We start from the raw sequence: 23,422 nt of genomic DNA on the forward strand, positions 1-23,422 counted from the left end.
TCGAGGTCTGTCTATGCTCTAGGAGCCGCTCGTCCTGATCGGGCGAGCTTCCGTGCCCACCACCGGTCACCGGGGAGACAAGCGCCGTGGAAGAACCCACATCACGCCAGATGACCGCGCCCGTTCCGCTGGATCGCGGGGCCGCGCGGGACGTCTCGAGGATCGTCAATCGGATCATGCGGTCAGCCGCGCCGGCGGACCGGGTGGCGGCACGGGAGCGGCCTTCTGACGTCTCCGCGTTCCAGTCGGCCATCTGAGCGCACGGCGCCGCCGGCCCGGCCGGTGCGCCAGTTCGTCCTCAAGGTTCACGAGCTCTGCAATCTGGCCTGCGATCACTGCTACGTCTACGAACACGCGGACCAGACCTGGCGCGAGCGGCCGCCGACCATGTCGGCGGCCGTGGTGGAGCGTACGGCGGCACGGATCGCCGAACACGCGGTGCGGCACCGGCTGCCGTCGGTCGGCGTGGTTCTGCACGGTGGGGAGCCGCTGCTGCTGGGCCGGGCCCGGCTGCGGGAGCTGCTGACCGTTCTACGGTCGGTGGTGGGCACGGTGACGGCCCTGGATCTGCGGATGCAGACGAACGGGATCCGTCTCGACGAGCCGATGGCGGAGCTGCTGCTGGAGTTCGGCGTCCGGGCCGGGGTGTCGCTGGACGGCGGCCGGGCGGCCAACGATCTGCACCGGCGCTACCGCAACGGGGCGAGCAGTCACGAGCGGACGGTGCGGGGGCTGGCGCTGCTGCGGTCGCCGCGTTTCCGGGCCGCGTACGCCGGGATCCTGTGCACCATCGACGTGCGCAACGAGCCGATCGCCGTCTACCAGGCGCTGCTGGCGCAGGAGCCGCCCCGGATCGACCTGCTGCTCCCGCACGCGACCTGGGACGAGCCTCCGCCGTTCACCGCGGTGGGCGGTACCCCGTACGCGGACTGGCTGTTGCGGATCTATCGCCGTTGGTTGTCCGACGGGCGCCCGGTGCCGATCCGGCTGTTCGACGCGCTGCACGCCACCGCCGGGGGCCGGGACAGCGGCGTCGAGTCGGTCGGCGCCGACCGCGGTGACCTGGCGGTGGTCGAGACGGACGGCTCGTGGGAGCAGCCGGACTCGATGAAGACCGCGTTCCACGGGGCGGCGGCGACCGGCCTGACCGTGTTCACCGCCTCCGCCGACGACCTGATCGCCCTGCCCGCGATGCGGCGGCGGCAGAGCGGCCTGGCCGGGCTCTCGGCCACCTGCCGGGCCTGCCCGCTGGTGGCCCGCTGCGGTGGCGGCCTCTACGCGCACCGGTTCCGTTCCGGCTCCGGATTCGACAACCCGTCCGTCTACTGTGCCGACCTGAAGGGACTCATCACCGCGATGGACAGCGATCCGCCGCCCGGCCCGTCCGAACTGCCCCGGCCCGTCTTCGACGAGCTGGCCTCGGGCGGCGGCGACGCGACCGCTGTCGGCCATCTCACGGCCGCGCAGGAGTCGATCACCCGGTCTCTGCTGGTGGCCGCGGCCGATCAGCTGCCCGGTGCGGCCTGGTCGCTGCTCGGCGAGATCGACGGGCAGGACCCGGCGGCGGTACGGCGGGTGCTGGCCCACCCCTTCGTGCGGGCGTGGGCGGTCCGTCTCCTCGGCGGGCACGACCGCCCGGACCGGCTCGCCGACCTGGTGGCGGCGGCCGCGGTGATCGCCGGCGTCGACGCCGAGGTGCCGGTGACACCGCGCCACGACCGGGTGCACCTGCCGACGCTCGGCACCCTGACCGTGCCGCCCGGCGTGACGGGCCTGCTGATCCGCGGTGACGGGACGGCCCGGTGGCCGGGCGGGTCGATCCCGCTAACGCCTCAGAAGGTCAGGCTCGCGCCTGGCGAGGTCCGGCCGGCGCCCGGCGAGGCCCGGCTCGAGCCTCAGCAGGTCCGGGCCGCGCCCGGGGAGGCCCGGTGGGCGCCGACCGCCTCGGTGACGGTGGGGGACCTGACCGTGCGGCTGGAGGACGCCGACCCGTACCGGGACTGTCACGGCTGGCCGCCCACCGGCCCGCTGACCGGCGGCGAGCGGCGGGCCTGGGCGGAGGCGCTGCGCTCGGCGTGGCCGTCAGTGCTGCGCGACGCCCCGGAGCAGGCCGCCGGGCTGGCCGGCGGGCTCACCACGATCACCCCGCTGGCCGCCGACCCGGTGACGTTGCGCAGCGCCACGTCCCGTCAGGCGTACGGCGCGCTCGGCATCGCCCTCACCCCCGACCCGGCGGCGCTGGCGGTGATGCTGGTGCACGAGTTCCAGCACACCAAACTCGGCGCGATCCTGGATCTGGTGGACCTGGTCGACCCGGACACCGACGTGCTGGTGACGGTGGGCTGGCGGCCCGATCCGCGGCCGGCCGAGCTGGTGCTGCAGGGTATCTACGCGCACCTGCCGGTCGCCGGCATGTGGCGGCGCCGGGCCGGCCGGGGCGAGGCCGGTGCGGAGAAGCACTACGACATGTACCGGCACTGGACCGTGGAGGCGATCGGTCACCTGTCCGGTTCGGGTGCGCTGACCGCCGCGGGCCGGCACTTCCTGGACCGGCTGGCCGCGACGATCGAGGAGTGGCCGGGGTGAGGCCGGACCGGGCGGGCCTGGTGGCCGACCTGCGGACGCTGGGGCTGCCCGCCGGTGACCTGGTGGTGCACGTCTCGCTGCGCCGGCTCGGCCCGCCGCGCGACGGCCCGCGGACGCTGCTGGAGGCGCTGCGCGAGGTGACCGGTCCGGACGCGACGATCGTGGTGCCCACGCACACCGCGCACAACTCGACGACCAGCCCGGCGTTCCGGGCGGCGACCCGCGGGATGGCCCCGGCGGAGCTGGCCCGCTATCTGGACGCCATGCCCGGCTTCACGCGGGCGATGCCGTCGACCGGGATGGGCGTGTTCGCCGAGCACGTCCGGTCCCGCCCCGGTACGGTCCGCAGTGGACACCCGCAGACGTCGTTCGCGGCGTCCGGGCCACGGGCGGCCGAGTTCATGGCGGTGCACGACCTGGACTGCCATCTCGGCGAGCGGTCGCCGGTGGGCGCGCTGTACCGGGCCGGGGCACACGAGCTGATGATCGGCTGCGGGTGGGAGCGGTGCACCGGGCTGCACCTGGCGGAGGGGCGGGTGCGGTGGCCGCGGCGCAAGCAGTACACGTGCTTCGTCGAGCGGGACGGCAAGCGGGTCACCGAGCACTTCCTCGGCATCGACCACGACGATCGGGACTTCGCGGCGCTCGGGGCGGCCTTCGACCGCACCGGTGGGTCACGGCGCGGCCGGATCGGCCGGACCGAGGCGCTGCTGACTCCGCTGCGCGGGGCGGTCGATTTTGCGGTGCGATGGTTGACTGACAACCGGCGATGGAAGGAGGACGGCGCGTGACCGATCGGACCGCGGACGACCCGGGCGCCCCGGTGTTCTTCCTGAGCTACTCCCGTCCGGACCGGACCCGGTCGGTGGGTCCGCCCCGGGAGCCCAACCGCAACGTCATCCGGCTCTTCGACGACCTGAGTGAGCTGGTCAACGAGCTGATCGGCTCTCCCGTCGGCGGGGAGCCCGGCTTCCTGGACCTCGGGCGCGGCGGCGGTGACCTGTGGCAGAAGACCGTGCTCCAGGCGGCCGGCACCTGCCAGGTGATGGTGTGCCTGGTGTCGTACCCGTACCTGTTCCACAGCAGCTGGTGCCCGCTCGAGTGGGACGTGTTCGCCCGCCGCCGGGTGGTGCCACGCCGAGGGGCGGTGCCGCGCGCCGAGAGCGCGATCGTGCCGGTGCTGTGGACCCCGTTCGAGCAGGATCTGCCGGCGCCGGTCGCCGCCGTCCGCATGTTCACCCCCACCGGGCTGCCCGATGAGGACTGGACCGCCCGCTATCTGACCGACGGGCTGCTCGGCGTCGCCCGGACCGGGCAGACCGCGATCTACGACGCGATCGTCTGGAAACTGGCGATGCACATCCAGCGCATCCACGGCCGGTACCGGGTCGAGCCCTCCGTCCCGGACGGTGTCGAGGACCTGCGTACGAGCTTCACGGAGGGCCCGTCATGAACCCGACCCCGCCGCCGCCGGACCGCTGCCGTTTCTTCCTGTCGTACGCCAAGAGTGCCCCCGGTACGTCGTCCGGGCACCGGGACACCGACATCTGGGTGCGCAACTGCTTCGACGACCTGTCCACCGCGGTGGCCCGGCAGCTCGGCTCCGATCCGGCGTCCGTCGGGTTCGTCGACGACCTGCTCGCGCCCGGCGCCACCTCGAAGGCGACGATCGCCGAGCAGTTGGGCCGGGCCGAGGTGTTCGTGCCGCTCTACTCCCCCGGCTACTTCCTCAAGTCGTGGCCGATGCGGGAGCGGGCGGTGTTCCTGGAACGGCTCGGGCGTGCCTATCCGGGCCGGCCGGCGGCGGCGCGGGCGCACATCGTGCCGGTGCTGTGGCTGCCGGTCACCGACCGGGACCAGGAGACCGAGGCCACCGCGGCACTGCCGCTGGGCGCCGGTATCCCCGAGTACGCGGAGAACGGTCTGCGGGCGCTGGGCCGGCTCAGCGCCTACCGCCACCTGTATCACCGGGTCATCGACCGGCTCGCCCAGCGGATCGTCGACGTGACCGAACGCCGGCGGCTGGCCGCGAGCCGGACCGTGCCGTTCGACGGGGTTCCCGTGCCGGACCTGCCGTCCGGGGAGACGCCGTTCGTCGTGGCGGTCAGCACCGGCCGCGGCGCCATGCCGACCTGGCAGCCGTACGGCGGCACGCCGGACGTCCCGATCGCCGAGTTCGCCGCGACCCGGGCCGAACAGCAGGGTCTCGCCGTCCGGATCGTGGACCGGGCCGACGAGATGAAGATCCTGGACGGTTCCCCCGGCATGATCCTGGTCGATCCGTGGCAGCCGGGCGGTACGGCCGCGCTCGACGTGTTCCGGGGCCACCTGCACCGCTGGGTCACCCCGGTGCTGGTGGCCGACCGGGAGGATCCGCGGTATCCGGGTGACGGCACGGCCCTGCTGGCCGGGGCGGAGGCACGGCTCTCCGAGCTCGGCGCGGCCCGCGTGTACCGCGCACTCGATGTGGAACAGTTGGCCAAGCTGATGCCGTCGGTGGTGAGTGAGGCCCGGCGCCACTTCATCCGGCGCAGCGCCGTCCCGCTGCCGGAGGGTCCCGCCCGGCCACGACTCGGCATCAACGACCCATCGCAACGACGCGGATTCGAGAAGAGCGACGATGAGTGAGCAGCGGCCCGGAAAAGTGGTGACGTTCTACTCGTTCAAGGGTGGCACCGGGCGCACCATGGCACTGGCCAATGTGGCCTGGATCCTCGCCGCCAACGGCAAACGGGTGCTGGTCACCGACTGGGACCTGGAGTCGCCGGGTCTGCACCGGTTCTTCGGGCCGTTCGTCCGGGCCGAGGCGGTGGAGGGTGCCAGCGGTGTCATCGACATGGTCCGCGCCTACGAGTGGGAGGCCCTCAAGAAGCCCCTCGAACCGGACTGGCGGCGCAAGCTGGCGCGGGTCCACGAGCACGCGTTCTCCGTCCAATGGGACCACTTCCCCTCGGGCGGGCATCTGGACTTCCTCTCCGCGGGCCGGCAGAACTCGAAGTACGCGGCCAACCTCACCGGCATGAACTGGGACGACTTCTACGAGCAGCTCGGCGGCGGCCTGTTCCTGGACGCGCTGCGCCAGGACATGCGCGCCAACTACGACTACACGCTGATCGACAGCCGTACCGGGCTCAGCGACGTGGCCGCCATCTGCACCGTCCAGCTGCCGGACGTGCTGGTCAACTGCTTCACCCTCAGCGAGCAGGGCATCGTCGGCGCCTCCCAGGTGGCCTTCGAGGTCGCCCAGAACACCCTCCAGCGCGACATCCGGGTGCTGCCGGTGCCGATGCGCGTCGACCCGGCCGAGAAGGACAAGGCCGACGCCGGGCGGGCCCTGGCGATGCAACGGTTCCCGGGCCTGCCGGACGGCATGTCACCGGCCGAGCGCAGCCGCTACTGGAACGCGGTCGAGGTGCCGTACCGGGCGTTCTACGCCTACGAGGAGATCCTCGCGACGTTCGGCGATCCGCCCGGTCAGACGACGTCGCTGCTGGCGGCGTACGAAAGACTCACCGCGCACATCACCGACGGTGAGGTGACCGCCATGCCGGTCCTCGACGAGGCACTGCGGGCGCGCACGGTCAACCGGTTCGTCCGGCAGGCCCCCGTCACCGAGGAGGAGGTGACGCTGGAGTACGCCCCGGAGGACCTGGCCTGGGCCGAGTGGATCGGTGGTCTGCTGGCCGCCGCCGGGCTGCGCGTGCACGACTCGGGCGGCCACCTGACCGGCGAGGTCACCGGCCGCCGGCTGACCCTGGTCTCGCACTCCACCGCCGGTACGCCGAGCGACGTCGTGTCCCGCAACCGGGTCGACGCGCGGCCGGCGCTGGCCGTCTACGTCGACGACATCTCGCCCCTGCCGGCCTACCCGCTCGCCGCGTCGGTGTTCATCAGCGGCAAGCCGATGGAACTGGCGATGGAGCGGGTGCTGCGCCTGGTCGGGCGCAGCGTCGGCGACATGGATCCGCAGGCGATCGGGGTCCGGTACCCGGGCCGCCCGCCGGCGGTGTTCAACCCGCTGGTCCGTAACGCCCGGTTCACCGGCCGCGAGCAGGACCTGCGGGAGCTGCGGGCCCGGCTGCGCGGCGGCCGCCCGGTCGTGGTGTCCGGCAACACGCCGCCGACGCTCCAGGTGGCGTTGCAGGGCATGGGCGGCATCGGCAAGACCCAGGTCGCGCTGGAGTACGCCCACCGGTTCAAGAACTCCTACGACGTGGTGTGGTGGGTCGACGCCGAGCAGACCAAGTTCATCGACATCGCCCTGTCCGACCTGGGTAAGGCCCTGGGCCTGACCACCCCGCAGACCAGCGTCCTGGACGCCGCCAAGTCGGTGATCAGCGCGCTGGAGCAGGGCACGCCGCACGCCCGCTGGCTGATCGTCTTCGACAACGCCGAGGACGTCGAGGAGGTCCTGCCGTTCCTGCCGCAGGGTCCCGGCCACGTCCTGATCACGTCGCGTAACCGGGAGTGGGGCGAGCGGGCGCAGCCGATGACGATCGACGTCTTCCAGCGCCACGAGAGCGTCGCCCACCTCAAGGCTCGGGTCGCCACCATCCGTACCGATCAGGCCGAACGGATCGCGGTGGCCCTCGGCGACCTGCCGATCGCGGTCGCCGCCACCGGCGCGTGGCTCGCCGAGACCGGCGAGCAGGTCGGCGAATACCTGCGCCGGGTCGAACGGGAGGGCCCGGACCGCACCGTCGACCAGGTGTGGAGCCTGTCCCTCGAGCTGCTGCAGGAACGCTCGCCGGCGGCGTACCGGCTGTTGCAGCTCTGCTCGATCCTGGCCCCGGAGATCACCCTCGACCTGGTCACCAGCGACGAACTGGCCGACCTGCTGGGCCGCTACGACAAGGAGATGTCGGTCCGGCTCTACCGGCACGCGCTGGTGCAGCACATCAACCGGCTGGCGCTGCTGAAACTGGACCGGGCCCGCAGCCAGATCCAGGTGCACCGGCTCCTGCAGCACGTGGTCCGCAACCGGATGAGCCCGCAGGAGTTGCGGCAGGCCCGGCACGAGATCCACCTGGTACTGGCCGGGTTGCGCCCGCGCGACGAGATCGACGACTCCCGGTCGTGGCCCCGGTTCCGGATGTTGTGGCCGCATCTGGAGATGTCCGACGCGGCCGAGTGCGACGACGAGCAGGTCCGCCAGCTGATGATCGACCGGGTGCGGTATCTGTGGTACAACGGCGCCCTGCCCGAGGGCCGCCAGCTCGGCGAGCAGATCGACCGGCGTTGGAACGAGATGCTCCTCGACCAGACCGACGAGGCCGGCCGGGCATCGCTGCGGCGCCAGATCCTGCACCTGCGGTTCAACGTCGCCAACATTCTGCGCGAGTCGGCCCACTTCGAGGAGGCCCGCGCCCTCGACGAGCAGGTCCTCGCCGAACAGTCGGCGCTGCTCGGCCCCACCCACCCGCACACCCTGATGACCGCCGGCGGGCTCGGCGGTGACCTGCGGGCGCTCGGCCGGTACAGCGAAGCGCAGGAACGCGACGAGCAGACGTACGCCGCGTGGATGGACTACTTCGGTGAGGACTCGTCGCGCACCCTGTCCGCGTTGAACAACCTGGCCACCACCCAGCGGCTGGCCGGTGACTTCCGCGCCGCCCGGGCCCGCGACGAGGAGCTCTTCGAGCGGAACAAGACGATCAACGGCGAGGATCATCCGCGTACGCTCGGCACCGGCACCAACCTCGGCCGGGACCTGCGCGAGGCCGGCGAGTACCAGCTCTCCGCCGAACTGCTGGAGGAGATCGCCCACCGCCACGAGCGGGTGTTCGGACCGGCGTCGTACCGCACGCTCAGTGCCAAGGCCAACTGGGCGGTGTCGCTGGGTGCCCTGGGGCGCCAGCGGACCGCCGCGACCGAGCTGGAGCAGGCGTACGAGCAGCTCAACGAGGCGGTCGGCCCGACCCACCCGGACACTCTGGCGTGCCGTCTGAGCCGTGCGGTCAGTCTCCAGGCCAACGGCGAGGTGAGCAGCGCCATCAGTGAGCTGGAGGAGGTGCGGCTGGCGTACGGCGCGAGTCTCGGCCTGCGGCACCCGCACACCCTGGTCTGCCTGAACAACCTGGCCGCCGCACACCGGGCCAAGGGTGAGCTGCGCGAGGGGCTGGAGTTCGCCCGCACCGCCGCCGGGGAACTGCGGGAGGTGCTCGGGGCGCGGCATCCGTACACGCTGGCGGCCGAGCTGAACCTGGCGGTGCTGCACGCCGAGACCGGGGAGATCTCCACCGCGCTGCGCATCATCGAGCCGACCCTGCAACGGCACCGGGAGGTGCTGGGGCCGGAACATCCGGACACTCTGCGCTGCGCCGCCAACCGGGCCCTGATGCGCCAGGCCGCCGGCGAACCGGTCGCCGAGGACGCCGACACCGCCGACCGGATGGAACACGCGCTCGGCGCCTCGCACCCGGCGGTGATCGCCCTGACCGAAGGCCGCTACCTGCACCGCATGCTCGACCCCCACCCGTTCTGATGGCAGGGAGCCGTTCTGATGGCCTGGCTGGAACCACGGCGGTACGCGGCCGAACTCGAGGCGGAGACGGCCCGGCTCGCCGCCGCGGCCAGCCGCCGCCCACCGGCCGGCCCGGTGCCGGCCTGCCCGGAATGGACGGTGCGTGACCTGGTCACCCACGTCGGCACCGGCCACCGGTACGCCGCCGGGGTGATCGGGCAGGCCGCCACCACGCCGGTGCCCTACCGGCTCCAGGAGGCACCGGACGACCAGGCGGCGTGGAGCGGCTGGCTTGCCGGCGGCGCCCGGCTGCTCATCGGCGCCGTCGAGGACCGGGGCTTCGACAGCCGGGCGTGGACGTTCCAGCCGGCACACCAGAGCGCCGGGTTCTGGCTGCGCCGCATGGTGCACGACGAGATCATCCACCGGTTCGACCTGGAGCCGGACGGTGACCTGGGCGCGGACCTGGCCGCCGACGGCATCGCCGACCTGCTGCTCGTCTTCACCGCCGTGGCCGGGCCGGGCAGCCCGAACGCGCTGTTGCGGCAGCTGACCGGCACCGGTGAGACGCTGCTGTTCCGGGCCACCGACACGGCCGGCCACTGGCATGTCACGCTCGGCCCGGACGGCCCGGCCTGGCAGGCCGCCGAGGCGCCGGCCGACGTCGTCTGCGCGGCGCCGGTCCTGGATCTGCTGCTGATCCTCAACCGGCGTCGGGCCCCCGGCGCGGACGCGGTGCACGGCGACCGGGTCCTGCTCGACCGCTGGCTGGACCTGACCCGCTTCTGATCCCCAGGACACCGCCGGGGTGACCGCCGGCCCGTCATCGCCGTCGGCGGGCGGCCGCGAATCCCTCCACCGCCTATATCGCAGGTATGACGGCCGGTCCGCAAGATGCCTCCGCGGGCAGACGCGTACGCCCCGCCGGCGGACCTAGCGTTCGAGCCCTCACCGCTTCCGAGGAGGACTCCATGATCGAACTGCGTGACGTGACCCGCCGGTACGGCGACGGGCCGCCGGCCCTGCGGGACGTGTCGCTGACGATCGCCGCGGGCGAGGCGGTGGCGATCCTCGGCCCGTCCGGGAGCGGCAAGTCGACCCTGCTCAATCTGGTCGCCGGTCTGGACGCGCCGAGCGCCGGCTCGGTCTCGGTCGCCGGCGTCCGGGTGGACACGCTGAGCGAGGCCGGGTCCGCCCGGTACCGCCGCGCCACGATCGGCATGGTGTTCCAGTTCTTCAACCTGCTGGACGATCTGACCGTCGCCGACAACGTGATGCTGCCGGCCCAGCTGGCCGGGATGTCCCGGGGCGCCGCCGAGCGCCGTGCGGCCGAACTGCTCGGCACGCTCGGGGTGGACCGGCACGCGACCGCCTATCCGGGCCGGCTGTCCGGCGGCGAACGGCAGCGGGTCGCGGTGGCCCGGGCGCTGATGAACCGGCCGGCGCTGCTGCTGGCCGACGAGCCGACCGGCGCCCTGGACTCCGCCTCCGGCGAGGACGTGCAGCGCCTGCTCGCCGACCTGCACGCGGACGGGCAGACGATCATCCTGGTCACCCATGACACGGCTCTGGCGAACGCCTGCGCGACCCGTACGGTGCGGCTCGCCGACGGCCGGATCGCGGCGGACACCCTCGCCGGTGCCCGGTGAGCGCGCTGGGCCGGGTGGTCCGGTCCGGTGTCGGCCGCCGCCGGGTGCAGACCGTCGTGATCGGCCTGGTGGTGGCGATCGCGGTCACCTCGTCGGTGCTCGGCGGCACCCTGCTGGTCGCCTCCACCGCCCCGTTCGACCGGGCGTTCGGCCAGCAGCACGGCGCCCACCTGACCGCCCACTTCGACGCCACGAAGGTCACCGCAGAGCAGCTCGCGGCGTCGGCGCGGGCGGCCGGGGTGTCCGGGGCGGCCGGGCCGTTCCCGACCGCGACGATCGACCCGGGCGACGGCGACCGCGAGCCGATCGGGCCCCTGCTCGTGGCCGGGCGGGCCGAGCCGTCCGGCGGCGTCGACGCGGTCACCCTGACCCGCGGCCGGTGGGCCACGAAGCCGGGCGAGATCGTGCTGTTCAGCGACGGCCGGTTCGCCGGCGGCTCACGGGCCGTCGGCCGGGTGTGGACACTGGAGGACCTGCCCGGCGCCCCGGCCCTGACGATCGTCGGCCTGGCCCGGTCGATCAGCGGGACCGCCGGCGGGTGGGTGGTCCCCGAGCAGATCGCCGCCCTGCGCCCGGACGGCTATCAGATGCTGTACCGGTTCACCGCGGCCGGCACCGGCGCGCAGGTCGACGCCGGGCGTGCCGCGGTGGCCGCGACCCTGCCGGCCGGTGCGCTGACCGCGTCCCGGTCGTGGCTGACCACCCGGCAGGAGGCGGCCGGTGAGGCGGCCCTGTTCGTGCCGTTCCTGATGGCGTTCGGGGTGATCGGCCTGGCGATGGCGGTGCTGATCGTCGGCAATGTGATCGCCGGGGCGGTCAGCACCGGCACCCACCGGATCGGCGTTCTCAAGGCGCTCGGCTTCTCCCCCGGCCAGGTGGTGCGCGCCCATCTGGCGCAGGCGCTGATCCCGGCCTCGGTGGGTGCGCTGCTCGGGCTGGTGGCCGGCAACGCGATTGCCGCCCCGGTGCTGTCGCAGACCAACGACGTCTACGGCACCAGCGACTCCGGGGTGGAGCCGTGGGTGGACGCCGCGGTGCTCGCCGGGGTCCTCGGCCTGGTCGCGGTGACCGCCCTGGTGGCGGCGTCGCGGGCCGGGCGGCTGCGCACCGTGGACGCCCTCGCCGTCGGCCGGACCCCGTCGGCCGGGCGCGGGCGGTGGGCGGCCCGGCTGACCGCGCGGATCCCGCTGCCCCGGCCGGTGACACTGGGCCTGGCCCATCCGTTCGCCCGGCCGGTACGGTCGGCGACGATCGTCGCGGCGATCGCGTTCGGCACCGCGGCCGTCGTGTTCTCGGTCGGCCTGGCCGCCTCGCTGCAGCGGGTCCAGGATGCGGAGGGCCTCGCCGACGTGATGGTGGAGGCGGGTCAGCGCGAGGGCCGGGACCGGGTCGAGCGCCCGGCCGGGACGTCGATGGACACCGCAGCGGTGCTGGGTGCCATCACGGCGCAGGCCGGCACCCGGGGCTATTGCGGCACGGTCCGCGCGCCGGTGAGCACACCCGCTCTCACCGGCGAGCTGGAGGCCCTGGCCACCAGCGGCGGGAACTGCGCGGACTCGTACCGGCTGGTGAACGGGACCTGGTACACCGGGCCCGGCCAGATGGTCGTCGCCACCCCGTTCCTGACCCGCACCGGCACCGCGGTCGGCGACACGGTCACGCTGACGTCCGGCGGTGTCCCGGTGGCCGTCCGGATCGTCGGTGAGGCCTTCAACACCGAGCACGACGGTCTCCAGATCCTCACCCCGATCGAGACCCTGACGGCCGCCCAGCCGCAGCTGCGGCCCCGCGAGTTCCGGGTCTACCTGACCCCCGGCACCGACGTGACGCACTACAGCGACGAGCTGGACGTCGCCCTGGCACCGCTGGGTGCTTTCGTCGGCATGGCCGAGCGCGGCACCCCCGAGGCCATCCTGATCATCAACGGGCTGACCGCGCTGTTGTCGCTGCTGCTCGTGGCCGTCGCCGCTCTGGGCGTGCTGAACACGGTCGTCCTGGAGACCCGGGAGCGGGTGCACGACCTCGGTGTCCACAAGGCGCTCGGGATGGCGCCGCGGCAGACGATCGCCATGGTGATCGCGTCGGTCGTGGTCACCGGGTTGATCGGCGGGGCGCTCGGCGCACCGGCCGGGCTGCTGCTGCAGCGGACGATCGTGGCCGAGATGGGCTGGTCGGCGGGCTTCCGGCTGCCGGAGTCGGTGCTCGACACCTACCACCCGGCGACCCTCGTGGTGTTCGGCCTCGGTGGGCTGGTGATCGCGGTGCTGGGTGCGCTGCTGCTGGCCGGCTGGGCGGCCCGTACCCAGACCGCCACGGCGCTGCGCACCGAGTAGGCGGGGCCGGCGGGATCAGTGCCGGGCGGCGGCCAGCGGCCGCCCGGCGACCAGCCAGTGCAGCACCTCGGGCAGGACCTCGACCGCGCCGAAATGCGCCGTCGACGCCTGCACCTGGATCTCCGCGTGCGGGATCTGCTCGGCCAGCCAGCGGGCGTGGCTGACCGGGGAGAAGTTGTCGTCGGCGCCGTGCCACAGCAGCACCGGGACGGTGATCTCGCCGAGCCGGAAGCCCCACGCCGACCGGAACGCCGCGACGTCGTCGATCCAGCCGAACGGGCCCTGCGCGAAGGCCTCCACATACGTCTGGGTGAGCAGCCGCCGGATCGCGATGTCGTCGACGACCTGACGGTCCGGTGCGGTCATCTGGCGGCGGATGTTGTCGACCATGAACTCCGGGTCGCGGCGGGCCCGGTCGGCCAGCAGCCGCAGCCGCTCGACGTGTTTGGGCCAGTCGTTGTCGGCCGTCTCATACTCCCGGACGTTGCCGTCGGTCATCCCGTTGAGCCAGTCGAGACCCTCGGCGTCGGACGGGGCGATCCCGACGAGCACCGCGGTGCGGCTCACCCGGCGGGGCAGCCGGGCGGCCGCGGCGAGTGCGTGCGGGCCCCCGCCGGAGCGGCCGACGACCGCGAACCGGTCCAGGCCGAGACTGTCGGCGATGGCCGCGATGTCCTGGGCGGCGTCGGCGACGGATCGTTTGGGATGGCGGGTGGAGCCGCCGTAGCCGGGCCGGTCGTAGCTGATCAGCTGGATACCGAGCCGGTAGAGGACGCTGCCGCGGGGCCGTGGACCGATCCGGCTGCCGGGCGAACCGTGCAGCAGGAAGACCGGCGAACCGGCCGGGTGCCCGGTGACGTCGAACGTGAGGACGCGGCCGTCCGGGGTCTCGATCTGATGTCGGCTCACCCGGTCCTGGGACACGCGCACTCCCTGTCCATCGATCGATGCCGCAGCGAGCGACAATGCCAGCGTATTTCATTGACCGTTGTCACCGGAACGGTCTGGAAGACCAGGTCTTCCCACCGATTACGGCCCGATTCTGACACGGCGCGGATTTCCGGTGGGTGAAATCGCCCGCGTGCCGCCAGGTGGTACGTACCGGAGTGTCCCCGCGGTTCGACGTACGGTACGGGTTCTCCCGCGACGAAACGCGCCGGAACACGACGGAGACGGAGAATCGGTGGCCACTGGCAAGCAGATCCAGGACGTGCTGTGGAAGGCGGCGAACAAGCTGCGCGGCTCGGTGGACGCCGCCCAGTACAAGGAGTTCGTTCTCGGCCTGGTCTTCCTCAAGTACGTCTCGGACACCGCCGGCAGCGTGTTCCGGGTGCCGGCGACCGCCCGCTGGGAGCGTCTGGCCGGGCACACCGGCGGCCGGGTGGGCACCCTGCTGGACGCCGCGATGGACGCGATCATGCGGGAGAACCCGGCACTGTCCGGGGTGCTGCCGCGGATCTTCGACCGCGACAACGTCGACCAGGACCGGCTGCGGGAGCTGGTCGCGGTGATCGGCGACGCCCGGTTCACCGGTGCCGGTGACCGCCCGGCCCAGGACGTGCTCGGCGAGGTGTACGAGTACTTCCTGGAGCGGTTCGCCCGCGCCGAGGGCAAGCGGGCCGGCGAGTTCTACACCCCGGCGAGCGTGGTGAAACTGCTCGTCGAGGTGCTGCGGCCGGCCCGGGGGCGGGTCTACGACCCGTGCTGCGGTTCCGGTGGGATGTTCGTGCAGGCGGGCCGGGAGCAGCACACCGGTGACCTCACGTTCGCCGGTCAGGAGGCCAACGAGCGGACCTGGCGGCTGGCGAAGATGAACCTGGCGATCCACGGCATCGACCCGCACGGTCTCGGCGACCGCTGGGCCGACACGCTCGCCGACGACCGGCATCCCGGGCTGCGCGCCGACTTCGTGCTGGCGAACCCGCCGTTCAACATGAGCGACTGGCCGCGCCGGGAGGACGATCCGCGCTGGCGGTACGGGCTGCCGCCGCGGGGCAACGCCAACTACGCCTGGCTCCAGCACATCATCGCGAAACTCGGTGACCACGGCAGTGCCGGTGTGGTGCTGGCGAACGGCTCGATGTCGTCGCGGCTGGCCGGCGAGGGTGCGATCCGCCGCTCGATCGTCGAGGACGACCTGGTGGAGTGCATGGTGGCGCTGCCACCGAACCTGTTCCGCACCACCGCGATCCCGGCGTGCGTCTGGTTCCTGTCGCGCGACAAGCGGGACCGGCGCGGGCAGGTGCTGTTCATCGACGCCCGCGGGCTCGGCACGATGACCGGCCGCACCGAGCGCGTCCTGACCGACGCCGACATCGGGCGCGTCGCCGGCACGTTCCACGCGTGGCGAAATGCGAAGAGCGGACCCGGGCAGGGGTACGAGGACACGCCCGGCTTCTGCCACACGGCGGACCTCGACGAGATCCGGGCCCGCGACCACGCGCTCAGTCCCGGCCGCTACGTGGGCGCGGCCGGATCCGGGCACGATCCGGCCGCCGAGCCGCTGCCGGACCGGATCACCCGGCTCACCAAGGAGCTGGAGGCCTGCCTGGACGAGTCGCGCCGCCGTGAGGACGTGCTCCGCGAGCGGCTGAAGGATCTGCGGTGACCCGTCGTCCGTACCGTGAGCTGGTGGTCCATGCCCGTGGCGGCGGCTGGGGCACGGACCGGGAGATCGACGGTCACGACCCGGTCGCGGTGATCCGGGGCACCGATTTCGCGGCGGTGCGCTCCGGGCGTACCGATGCCGTCCCGCGCCGTTGGGAGAAACGCAGCCTGATCGCACCGCGGCGGGTGCGGCCCGGCGACGTCCTGCTGGAGATCTCCGGCGGCAGCGCCGCCCGCGGCCAGACCACCGGCCGGTCGCTGTTCGTCGGCCCGGACGTGCTGCCGGCGTTCGAGGTCCCGGTGATCCCGGCGAGTTTCTGCCGCCTCGTCCGGTTCGACCCCACCGTGGTCGACCCCCGGTACGCCTACTACGGCCTGCGGGACATGTATCTGTCCGGGCGGGCCGGCGACTACGAGAACCAGTCGACCGGGATCAGCAACTTCCAGTTCGGGCGGTTCCTCGACGCCGAACTGCTGCGGGTGCCCCCGCTGGACGAGCAGCGCCGGATCGTCGCCGTGCTGTCCGCCCTGGACGACAAGATCGAGATCAACGACCGGGTGGTGACGGCGTACGAGGAGCTGCTGCGCGCCGAGTTCCAGGCCCTGACCGGCACCGGTGGCGCTTCCGTCCCGGTCACCGATCTGGTCGACTTCAACCCGCGGACCGCGCGGCCGGACCCCGCCGGTGCGCCGTACGTCGACATGGCCGCCCTGCCCACCCATGTCGCCGGGATCCGGTCCTGGTCGCATCGCCCGCCGCGTGGTGGCAGCCGGTTCCGCAACGGCGACACGCTGCTGGCCCGGATCACCCCGTGCCTGGAGAACGGCAAGACCGGCTACGTCGACTTCCTCGCCCCGGACGAGACGGCGACCGGGTCGGGCGAGTTCATCGTGCTCCGGGCCCGTCCGGGCGTGCCGCCGCAGTTCCCGTACTTCCTGGCCCGCGACGACCGGTTCCGCGGCCATGCCGTGCGCAAGATGGCCGGGTCGTCGGGCCGGCAGCGGGTGAGCGCCACCGACGCCGCCGACTTCCGGATCAGCACACCGGACCCGCAGCGCCTGGCCGCGTTCGGTGAGCGGGCCGGCGCGGCGTTCGCGCACATGGCCGCCCTGCTCACCGAGGTGCGGGCGCTGGAGGCGCTGCGGGACACGGTGCTACCGGAACTGATGGCGGGACGTCAGCCCTTGCCGGCTCCGGCGCCGGCCTGCACCAGCGACGGGACCGAGGACGCCGGATCGAGCGTGTACGAGTAGTAGGTACGCGGTTCGGCGACGGCCCCGCCAGCCTGGCACGGGCCGGAGCCGGTGAACACGTTCGACCGCTGGACGAGACGGCCGGGACCGCTGTCGGCGTAACCGCCGGTGGAGAAGCAGGGGTACGGCACCGCGGTGAAGTGGTTGCCCTCGACCACCACGCCGGCGTTCATGGTGGACGCCACCCCGTACAGCTCGTTGCCGTCGAACCAGTTGTTGTAGACGTGCACCGGCTCACCGAAACGGACCCGCGGATGCCGCTGCCGGGATCCGTCGAACCAGTTGTGGTGGATGCTGACCTTCAGGTGGCCGATGTCGGTGGAGGCGGCGCCGTCGGAGTGGCCGATCAGCATGCTCTTGTCGGTGCCCGCGAAGTGGTTCCACGACACGGTCACGTAGTCGGCGCCCCGCACGATGTCGATCGACCCGTCCACCGGCGTGCGGAAGGTGTTGTGGTGGATCCAGATGTGGTGCGACTGCTGACCGACATTGATCGCGTCGTCCTCGGCGTCGACGAACGTCAGGTTCCGCACGATCACGTTGGACGACTTGTAGAAGTCGAAGCCGCCACCACGGATCGTCGGGTTGCCGCCGATGCCGACGATCGTCTTGTTCGGGCGTACCCCCTGTTTGCTGGTGATGTCGATGGTCCCGGACACCTGGATGGTCAGGTGGCCGACCGTGTCGATGGCGTCGAGCAGCTCGTCGGTGGTGTCCACGGTGACGGTCGGCCCGGCGATCCCGCCGGTGGTGGTGGCCAGGCCGAGCGCGGCGACCGACGCGAATCCGTCGACCGTGGGCGCCGCCTGGGCGGGCGCCGCCGCCACCAGTACCGATGCGGCGGCCAGCACGGCCGCGAGGGCGATTCTCATCGGCCGACCCCCGCGCCCGCGGTGACCAGCGCCGGCACGTTCGCGGCCGGGTCCAGGGTGTACGGGTAGAAGGTGCGCGGCTCGGTCACCGTGCCACCGGCCTCGCACGGTCCGGAGTTGACGAACACGTTGGCCCGCTGGACCAGGCGGCCCGGGTTGCTCTCGGCGTAGCCGCCGGTGGAGTGGCACGGGAAGGCGACGTTCTCGAAGTAGTTGCCCTCGGCCACGACTCCGGCGTTCTCGGTGGACGCGATGCCGTAGGCCCCCACGTTGTCGTAGTAGTTGTTGTAGACGTGCACCGGCTCGCCGAAGCGGACCCGCGGGTGGCGCTGGTTGGAGCCGTCGAACCAGTTGTGGTGGTAACTGACCCGCAGGTAGCCGATGTCGTCGCGGTAGTTGTCGGAGTGGCCGAGCAGCATGGTCTTGTCGGTGCCGCGGAAGACGTTCCAGGAGACCGTGACGAAGGTCGACTTGCGCTTGATGTCGAGCGAGCCGTCGTACCCGGGCCCGAATTCGTTGTGGTCGATCCACACGTGGTGGGCGCCGTTGGTGACGCTGATCGAGTCGTCGTCGGCGTCGGTGAACCTGATGTTGCGGATGATCACGTTGTTGCCGGGCCGCGTCGTGGTGCCCAGTTGGAGGCCGCCGCCGGTGATCTCGGCGTTCGACCCGACGCCGAGGATGCTCTTGTTGGCGACGACGGTGATCATGCTGCCCGTCGCGATCCGGCCGGAGACCAGGATGGTGTACGGGGTGTTCGCGCCGGCGTAGCGGGCCAGGTCGGCGGCGGTGGTCACGGTGACGGTCGGGCCGGCCGCGCCGCCGGTGGTGCCGGCGAGCCCGAGCCCGGCGACCGAGGCGAAGCCGTCCGGAGCCCCGGGCGGGGCGGCCGCCGCGGCGGCGGGCAGTGGCAGGGTCACCACGAGGGCGAGGCCGAGAACGGTGGGGATGAGCCGTTTCATGGCGGGGTCACACCTTTCCGACGCCGGCGCCGGCCGGCACGATGGTGGGCACGGCCGAGGCCGGGTCCGCGGTGTAGGCGTAGAGGGTGCGCGGGTCGGTGACGCTGCCGCGTACCTCGATGGCGTGGTTGCAGTCGACCAGGATGTTGTCGCGCTGGACCATCCGCCCGAGCGGGCCGCTGAAGTCGACCCGGCCCGGGTTGTTGACGCTGAAGAAGTAGTTGCCCTCCACGAACAGCCCGGCGTCGTTGGTCGAGGCGATGCCGTAGCTGTTGTCGCGGAAGTAGTTGTTGTAGACGTGCACCAGCGGCGCGAACCGGACACGCGGATGCCGCTGGTCGGAGCCGTCGAAATAGTTGTGGTGGTAGGTGGTGCGCAGCCGGCCGGCGTCCTGGGCGCCGTTGTCGTCGTCGTGGCCGAGCAGCAGTGTCTTGTCGTGGTCGTGGAACCTGTTCCAGGAGACGGTGACCAGGTCGGAGCCGCGTTTGATGTCGACCGCGCCGTCGTCGCCGTCGGAGAAGTCGTTGTGGTCGATCCAGATGTGGTGGCTGAACATCTGCACGTTGATCAGGTCGTCGGAGGCGCCGGACATCCGCAGGTTGCGGATGATCACGTTGTGCACGGCGTTCGACGGCGGCGTGGTCAGGTCGTCGTCGACCGGGAGCCCGATGTTCAGGCCGCCGCCGGTCAGCGCCGCGGTCGAGCCGAGCCCGATGATCGTGGTGTCCGACGACACCGGGTACATGCCGTCGCTGGAGCCGCGGGGCAGCGCGATCGTGCCGGAGACCTGCACGATCAGCGGGCCGGGGCGGGCGATGGCCTCGATGAAGGCGGCGGCGGTGGTGACCGTGACGGCCGGGCCGCCCGCGCCGCCGGTGGTGGTGGCCAGGCCGTAGCCGGGAACGGTGGCGAATCCGTCCGGTCCGGCGGGCGCGGCGGCCGCCGGTGATCCGGCGAACGCGGGGGCGACGACCGCTCCCGCGGCGGCGGCCAGCAGGGTCCTGCGATGCATGACGATTCCTCCCATCCCGGTGATCCGGCCGGTACCGGGCTTCATCTCAGAGCCTCCCCACGCCCGCGCCGGCGGTGACGATCGACTTCACCGCGTTCGGGTCGTCGAGGGTGTAGCTGTAGTAGGTGGACGGTTCCTGCACCGTTCCGCTGCAGTCCGGAGCGCCCGACTCGCCCACGAAGACGTTGTTGCGGGCCACACAGCGCCCGGCGGGTCCGGCGTACGTGTTGGTGACCGGCTCCTCCACGTCCTCGAAGTAGTTGCCCTCGACCACGCAGCCGGCGTTGTTCTGGCAGGCCACGCCGGTGTCGGTGTTGTAGACGTAGTAGTTGTTGTAGACGTGCACCGGCTCGCCGAAGCGCACCCGCGGATTGCGCTGCGGGGTCCGGTCGAACCAGTTGTGGTGGTAGGTCACCTTGAGCCGCCCGGTGTCCTGCGCGCCGTTGGAGTCGTCGTGGCCGAGCAGCATGTTCTTGGTGTGGTGGTGGTTGTGGTTCCACGACACGGTCACCAGCGACGAGCCGCGCTTGATGTCGATCAGCCCGTCGTAGCCCTGCGCCAGGTCGTTGTGGTCGATCCACACGTGGTGCGAGAACATCTGCACGTTGATCGAGTCGTCGCTCGCATTGCGGAACGACAGGTTCTGGATGATCACGTTGTGCACCGCGTTCGCCGGCGGTGACGTCACCGCCGACACCGGCAGCCCGATGTTGAACCCGCCGCCGGTGATCCCGGCCGTCGCGCCGACACCGACGATCGACTTGTCACTTGTCACGTCATACATGCCGGCGGGCAGGGTGATCGTGCCGACGACACAGATGGTCAGCGGGCCGGGCGTGGCGATCGAGGACAGCAGCTCCGCGGCGGTGTCCACCTGCACGGTCGGGCCGCCCGCGCCACCGGTGGTGCCGGCCGCGAAGCCGGTGGCCGTACCGGTGACCGCACATCCGCCGGGCGGCGGCGGGGTGGGTGAGGTGGACGGCGACGACGGGCCCGGGCCGGGGGCGGTGGTGTCCACCACGACGTCGTCGAAGGATCCCGCGCTGTTCGCGGTGACCAGCCCGATGCGGCCGGAGCCGAAGGTGCCGTCACTCGCCTGGACCACCTGGGCGCCGTTGACACGGCCGGTGAGGGTGCTGCCGCGGACGTCCAGGGCCAGGGTCCGCCAGTCGGCGCTCGTGCCGACGACCGCGGTGGCCAGGACCGTCGCGGTCCCACCGGAGACCCGCTGCAACTGCGCGGCGCCGCCGCCGGTCACCACCAGCGCGTAGTACTGGCTGGTGGACGCGGCACGGGCGGCCAGCCCGGCGGTGCCGCCGGCCTTCACCCGTGCCTGCACGGTGTAGTCGGTCCAGGAGCCGGCACCGGCCAGGGCGCGGGCGTTGCCACTGGCGGTGCTCTGCCGGTAGACGGGGCTGCCGTCGGTGACGACCGACCACGCGCCGCCGTTACGGCTCCAGCCGTCGGCGTCACCGTCGGCGAAGGTGTCGGTTAAGAGGGTCTCGGCGCGGGCGGGGCCGCTGATCAGAGTGGTGAGGAGCAGGGCCGATCCGGCCGCCGCCACGAGCCATAGCGCTTTTCGCATGTCACACTCCCGATGGGGAACGGGGACGGGCGCGCGGAGTCCTCTTTTAAGTGGGGAATAGGTTGCGTAACTCCGCGAAACCTTGGGCCGACAGTAAAATCGTCCATCCGAGCCCGTCAATGCTTTCGCGTTTGCAGGATTGTTGCAGTGCACCCACCGCGAACCATGACCGATTGACTTACCCCGATGCGTGTCGTACGGTCCGGGCGGGAAAGCGCATTCCCCCTTGTCGCGCCTCCCTAGCCCCCACCAGGAGAATCCCCATGAAATTGCGGAAAGTGCTCACCGCGACGATCACCGGAGTGGTCCTGTCCGCCGTATTCCAGCTGCCCGCAACAGCCGCCACCACGCTGTATGTGGCGACCAACGGCAACGACGGCAACGCGGGTACGCAGGCGGCACCACTCGCCACGATCCAGAAGGCGGTAAGCCTGATCACGGCCGGCGGAACCATCGCGGTACGCGGCGGCACCTATGCGCTGGCGTCCAACATCCAGATCACCAGGAGCGGCACGTCGTCGGCGCCGATCACCCTCACCGCGTACGGCACCGAGAAGGTGATCATCGACGGTGAGGCGCTCGGCTACACCCCCGGAGCGGTCGGTTCGACGATCCCGGCCGCCCAGCGCGGCGCTATCCACATGGAGGCGTCGTACTGGAGACTGGCCGGCCTGGAGATCATCCACGGGCCGTACGGGGTCTACTGCGCCAACTGCAACAACAACACCTTCGAGCGCCTGATCACCCGGGACAACTACGAGACCGGGTTCCAGCTCCAGAACAGCTCGGCCGGCAACCTGATCCTCAACCTCGACTCGTACGGCAACCGGGACCCGCGCAAGAACGGCGAGAGCGCCGACGGCCTCGGCATCAAGGAGGGCGGCGGCAGCGGCAACGTGGTCCGCGGCGCCCGCCTGTGGAACAACGTCGACGACGGCTTCGACGCGTGGATGTTCACCTCGCCGATCACCATCCAGAACAGCGTCGCCTACGGCAACGGCTACAACCGCTGGAACATCCCGAGCTTCTCCGGCGACGGCAACGGCTTCAAGCTGGGCGGCAGCGGCGGCACCGGCCCGGCCGCCGCACACGCGGTCGGCAACACGTTCTCCTGGAGCAACGCCGCGCACGGCTTCACCGACAACGGCAACACCGGCGCCATCACCGTCAACCGCAGCACCGCCTGGAAGAACGCCAAGACCGGCTTCGACGTCGACGGCGGCTCCACCTCGCGACTCACCGCCAACCTGGCGGTCGGCAACAAGACCGCGGTCGCGCTGGGCTCCTCGACGGCCTCCGGCAACTCCTGGAACATCGGCGGCACCTGGACCCTCACCAGCACCGACGCCTCCACCATCACCGGCGCCCGCGCCGCCGACGGCGCCATCCGCTCCTCCAACTTCCTGGTCCCGTCCAACGGCGCCGCCGTCGGCGCCCGCATCTGACCCCCTCGGTACGCTCCCGCCCGCCCCGGTCAGGGCCCACCGGCCCTGACCGTCCCTCCCCCACCCGTCCACTCCCAGCCACCTGCCCCACTCCCAGCGGTCACCCGGCCGCCCCACCACCACGGACCGACGACCGACCGCCCGCCAGTGCACGCCACCGCACTCCCCCGGCTGGCCGCCACCGCTGTCTTAGAAGCCGCGAAACAGCGCTGAGAACCAGCCGGGAAGAGCCAGCTGGCTCCCACCGCTGCCTCACGCCCCTCGAGACAGCGGTGAGGACCAGCCAGGAAGATCCAGCTGGCTCCCACCGCTGCCTCACGGTCCACGAGACAGCGGTGGCGACCAGCTGGGTGGACGCGGCTGGCTGCCACCGCTGTCTCGGCGCGCCCGAGACAGCGGTCAGGACCAGCCGGGAAAACCCGGCCGCCAGCGCTGCCTCACGCCCCTCGAAACAGCGCTGTGAACCAGCCAGGAAGATCCAGCTGGCTCCCACCGCTGCCTCACGGTCCACGAGACAGCGGTGAGGACCAGCCGGGCGGACGCGGCTGGCTGCCACCGCGGGTCTGTAAAGAGAACGGCTGATCTGGGTTGCGAACTGTTCAGTGGATGACCGGGTCGAGCCGGCCTTCGAAGGCGGTTTGGAAGGCGTTCAGG

16 protein-coding genes are annotated in these 23,422 nt (G+C 72.0%); 11 read left to right on the forward strand and 5 right to left on the reverse strand.

From position 1 onward, the window contains the following. The first annotated feature begins 282 nt into the window (after window positions 1-282). The 8 genes from BC793_RS42775 (at window position 283) to BC793_RS42810 (ending at window position 13,031) form a co-directional block, all read left to right on the forward strand. Window positions 283-2,586: an FxsB family cyclophane-forming radical SAM/SPASM peptide maturase gene (locus BC793_RS42775; protein ID WP_109602360.1), complete on the forward strand. Its 2,304-nt coding sequence runs from the start codon at window positions 283-285 to the stop codon at window positions 2,584-2,586. Beyond that, window positions 2,574-3,377 carry an AAC(3) family N-acetyltransferase gene (locus BC793_RS42780; protein ID WP_249037415.1) on the forward strand — a complete coding sequence of 268 codons (804 nt, stop codon included), beginning with the start codon at window positions 2,574-2,576 and terminating at the stop codon, window positions 3,375-3,377. The genes BC793_RS42775 and BC793_RS42780 overlap by 13 nt, the downstream gene beginning before the upstream one ends. Beyond that, window positions 3,374-4,039 (forward strand): TIR domain-containing protein, encoded by a 666-nt coding sequence (locus tag BC793_RS42785; protein ID WP_109602361.1) that lies wholly within the window; start codon window positions 3,374-3,376, stop codon window positions 4,037-4,039. The genes BC793_RS42780 and BC793_RS42785 overlap by 4 nt, the downstream gene beginning before the upstream one ends. Further along, the gene (locus tag BC793_RS42790; protein ID WP_109602362.1) at window positions 4,036-5,214 is read left to right on the forward strand and encodes a TIR-like protein FxsC; all 1,179 of its coding nucleotides are present in this window, start codon (window positions 4,036-4,038) and stop codon (window positions 5,212-5,214) included. Before BC793_RS42785 ends, BC793_RS42790 begins: the two co-directional genes overlap by 4 nt. Beyond that, window positions 5,207-9,070: an FxSxx-COOH system tetratricopeptide repeat protein gene (gene fxsT, locus BC793_RS42795; RefSeq protein WP_109602363.1), complete on the forward strand. Its 3,864-nt coding sequence runs from the start codon at window positions 5,207-5,209 to the stop codon at window positions 9,068-9,070. The genes BC793_RS42790 and fxsT overlap by 8 nt, the downstream gene beginning before the upstream one ends. Window positions 9,071-9,088: 18 nt before the next feature. Then, window positions 9,089-9,838 (forward strand): maleylpyruvate isomerase N-terminal domain-containing protein, encoded by a 750-nt coding sequence (locus BC793_RS42800; RefSeq protein ID WP_109602364.1) that lies wholly within the window; start codon window positions 9,089-9,091, stop codon window positions 9,836-9,838. A gap of 182 nt (window positions 9,839-10,020) precedes the next feature. After that, window positions 10,021-10,698 (forward strand): ABC transporter ATP-binding protein, encoded by a 678-nt coding sequence (locus tag BC793_RS42805; RefSeq protein WP_109602365.1) that lies wholly within the window; start codon window positions 10,021-10,023, stop codon window positions 10,696-10,698. Continuing rightward, the gene (locus BC793_RS42810; protein ID WP_203896594.1) at window positions 10,695-13,031 is read left to right on the forward strand and encodes an FtsX-like permease family protein; all 2,337 of its coding nucleotides are present in this window, start codon (window positions 10,695-10,697) and stop codon (window positions 13,029-13,031) included. The genes BC793_RS42805 and BC793_RS42810 overlap by 4 nt, the downstream gene beginning before the upstream one ends. Window positions 13,032-13,046: 15 nt before the next feature. Here BC793_RS42810 and BC793_RS42815 read toward each other — a convergent pair whose 3' ends face one another. Then, window positions 13,047-13,955 carry an alpha/beta fold hydrolase gene (locus BC793_RS42815; RefSeq protein WP_109602366.1) on the reverse strand — a complete coding sequence of 303 codons (909 nt, stop codon included), beginning with the start codon at window positions 13,953-13,955 and terminating at the stop codon, window positions 13,047-13,049. A gap of 259 nt (window positions 13,956-14,214) precedes the next feature. Here BC793_RS42815 and BC793_RS42820 point away from each other — a divergent pair, with 259 nt between their 5' ends. Both BC793_RS42820 and BC793_RS42825 read left to right on the forward strand, forming a co-directional pair. Then, on the forward strand, window positions 14,215-15,639 hold the full coding sequence (locus BC793_RS42820) for a class I SAM-dependent DNA methyltransferase (RefSeq protein WP_109602367.1): 1,425 nt from the start codon (window positions 14,215-14,217) through the stop codon (window positions 15,637-15,639). Then, window positions 15,636-16,892, forward strand: coding sequence for a restriction endonuclease subunit S (locus BC793_RS42825; RefSeq protein ID WP_109602368.1), 1,257 nt, complete (start codon window positions 15,636-15,638; stop codon window positions 16,890-16,892). The genes BC793_RS42820 and BC793_RS42825 overlap by 4 nt, the downstream gene beginning before the upstream one ends. Here BC793_RS42825 and BC793_RS42830 read toward each other — a convergent pair. The 4 genes from BC793_RS42830 to BC793_RS42845 are packed head-to-tail and all read right to left on the reverse strand — an operon-like array spanning window position 16,817 to window position 21,323. Further along, window positions 16,817-17,764 (reverse strand): pectate lyase family protein, encoded by a 948-nt coding sequence (locus BC793_RS42830; RefSeq protein WP_109602369.1) that lies wholly within the window; start codon window positions 17,762-17,764, stop codon window positions 16,817-16,819. The two genes, BC793_RS42825 and BC793_RS42830, sit on opposite strands and share 76 nt — an antisense overlap. Beyond that, entirely contained in the window at window positions 17,761-18,726 is a 966-nt protein-coding gene (locus BC793_RS42835) for a pectate lyase family protein (protein ID WP_109602370.1), read from the reverse strand. The genes BC793_RS42830 and BC793_RS42835 overlap by 4 nt, the downstream gene beginning before the upstream one ends. A gap of 7 nt (window positions 18,727-18,733) precedes the next feature. After that, complete coding sequence (locus BC793_RS42840) at window positions 18,734-19,738, reverse strand: pectate lyase family protein (protein WP_239170632.1); 1,005 nt, start codon at window positions 19,736-19,738, stop codon at window positions 18,734-18,736. Window positions 19,739-19,784: 46 nt separating this feature from the next. Then, window positions 19,785-21,323, reverse strand: coding sequence for a pectate lyase family protein (locus BC793_RS42845; RefSeq protein ID WP_109602371.1), 1,539 nt, complete (start codon window positions 21,321-21,323; stop codon window positions 19,785-19,787). 263 nt (window positions 21,324-21,586) lie between these two features. Here BC793_RS42845 and BC793_RS52580 point away from each other — a divergent pair, with 263 nt between their 5' ends. Further along, window positions 21,587-22,768 (forward strand): right-handed parallel beta-helix repeat-containing protein, encoded by a 1,182-nt coding sequence (locus BC793_RS52580; RefSeq protein ID WP_109602372.1) that lies wholly within the window; start codon window positions 21,587-21,589, stop codon window positions 22,766-22,768. Window positions 22,769-23,422: the final 654 nt, after the last annotated feature.

The sequence above is a fragment of the Actinoplanes xinjiangensis genome (genome assembly GCF_003148685.1).
GTDB lineage: Bacteria > Actinomycetota > Actinomycetes > Mycobacteriales > Micromonosporaceae > Actinoplanes > Actinoplanes xinjiangensis.